Origin of the sequence: Leptospira borgpetersenii serovar Javanica (assembly GCF_003046425.1) — a bacterium.
GTDB lineage: Bacteria > Spirochaetota > Leptospiria > Leptospirales > Leptospiraceae > Leptospira > Leptospira borgpetersenii.
The window spans coordinates 1-1,719 of record NZ_QAJG01000062.1 but is presented as its reverse complement, the minus strand read 5'-3'; the positions used below and the strand labels follow the sequence as shown (position 1 = coordinate 1,719).

General features: G+C 38.9%; 1 protein-coding gene. It reads left to right on the top strand.

Going from position 1 to position 1,719, the window contains the following annotated elements; genetic code table 11:
- Positions 1–858, top strand: an 858-nt coding sequence (locus tag CLV95_RS18500) for a DUF1561 family protein (protein ID WP_133175069.1), incomplete at its 5' end; no start/stop codon positions are given.
- Positions 859–1,719: the final 861 nt, after the last annotated feature.

Sequence of the window (1,719 nt, the reverse complement as noted above, 5' to 3'; positions counted from 1 at the left end):
TGTCCTGCCGGTTATAGGTCAGCCTATAAAAGGGTAAAAAGGACCTTACCTCCAAACTTTCAATTAAGCGATGATTGGATTCGGAGACTTTATGAGATAGCGGTTTCAACTATAGATACAGCTCAGGGGAGCGGAATATGCGGTGTTTGTCTGCTTCATAGCTTCCAGATGTTAGCAGAGCTGCAGGAGTATCATTCTCAAGGGCCTCTTCAGAGTGGAGGTTATTTTTTCGATACAGCTCGTGATAGGGATCCTTTTATTTCGTTCAGGCAACGTTATTCGTACTTGGATATGTTGCTGGCAGATGTACCTTATGTGTATGCGTCTGCCAGTAATACTGGCAGACAGATGGTATTAGCAACCGCTAGGATTATGTTGCCTCAGTACAACTGGATTCTCTCTTCCTCATTCACCACTCGGTCTGAGATAATGTCCCACATTAATTCACTCATCCATTCTCCTCCCGGAAGTATTTGGTTGGGGGTATTGGGTCGTCGTCGTCCGGATGGAACTTTGAGTTGGCATGCTGTTCCAATTCTTAGGACCTCTCAAGGGTTAGTGGTAATTCGAACGAGAGTGCCTTCGGCGCCGTTTGACCTTTACAGACAAGCTTTAACGCCAACCACGGATCCGCTTCAGGTAATTAATAATCTGGAAACACCACCAGATAGGATTTTGGCAAGACTTATAACGATACAGTTAGGGGAGGTTTACCATAATACATTTGACTTTGCAATTTCTAACAGGAATTGCACTGGAGAAGGGGACGACAGAAGAGGTACAGGGGGATACCCAACCAGTACATCAGTGAATCAGTGTCCGAGGAGGGGGGGCGACGGTAGGTGCACACTGTTGTAACTCTTATTACTTATTTTGTGATAGCATGAATTTTTATTTTGCAATTTTCTAATATATGGATTCGTTTTGATAAATTGTAAACTAATAAAATAAACCTAAAGAGTTTGAAAGATTTTTCAAGAGCGGGTTATTGTGACCAGAGTATTGCAAGAAATGGGAAATCAAAAATACGTACGAAGTTTCGATATAATTAAAGAGAAATCAAACATGTTAAACCGATCGGACGGAATCGCAGGAAGAACGTTTATATTGGTTTTTAATTTCAATTGCATTCAGGAATTCGCGGTTGTATAGAAAAACTCTGCACTAATTATATCCCATCTATGGGTGTTCTCTTTTGCAACTCCGTTGAAAACCGCTCGTTGGCTCTTCCTCGCTCTGTTCGGAATCGCTAATATGACCTCCATTTCGGCACGCACATTGATAAAATAAGATCTCACTTCTCAAGTAATATACTTGTTTCAAAAATAATATTCCTATTTTTAAATTCAATTTCAAAAACGATCTGCTTCCTTTCCAATTCTTTAATATACTTTTATTTATTACACTTTTCATTTAAGAACCGGTCTCAAAACCTTAGGAATGTAGGAGCTATTACAATCTTAAACGACAGGAAAAAACCTTCAATACGACGGTTTCTGTGGGAACTCTCACGTTTTTTAAAAACTTGCCGGATCGTTTATAGATATTTTTTTCAGGTTTTGAGACCGGCTCTAAGTATCCAATTTCATTCAGTCCCAAATATTAGCACTATGCTTTTTGAACTCCGAATACAATGCATATATATGTTTAAAATAAACGGATTATCATTTATTACTATTAGAATGTTTGAAACTATGAAAAACCATTTTCGTTGAAAAA